The following is a 245-nucleotide window of genomic DNA, read 5'->3' as shown; positions in this document are numbered from 1 at the left end:
TCATCGGACGAAAACCGCTCCATGTCTCTCGCGCTTGTTACGGCTGCGGGCAGCGCCGGGCAGGTCTTTGGCGCTCCGGTCGCTGAATGGATGCTGACGTTTCTGACGTGGCAGATGACCTTCCTTGTTTTCGCGGGGGTTGTCCTCTCGCTCGTGCTGACGCTTCCTTTCATGCGTGCGCCCGCCATGGCCAGCAAGGCGGAGCTGGAAGAATCCATGGGCCAGATCCTCGTCAAGGCGTTCCG

The 245-nt window shown here is 61.6% G+C and carries 1 protein-coding gene; it reads left to right on the top strand.

All coding sequences use genetic code 11. The annotated features are described in order from the left end of the window. Positions 1-245 (top strand): MFS transporter (locus A3728_RS15655; RefSeq protein WP_150120839.1); only part of this gene is annotated, 245 nt, incomplete at both ends.

The organism is Sulfitobacter sp. HI0040 (genome assembly GCF_001634885.1).
Classification (GTDB): domain Bacteria; phylum Pseudomonadota; class Alphaproteobacteria; order Rhodobacterales; family Rhodobacteraceae; genus Sulfitobacter.
This window is presented reverse-complemented; position numbering and strand designations above follow the sequence as displayed.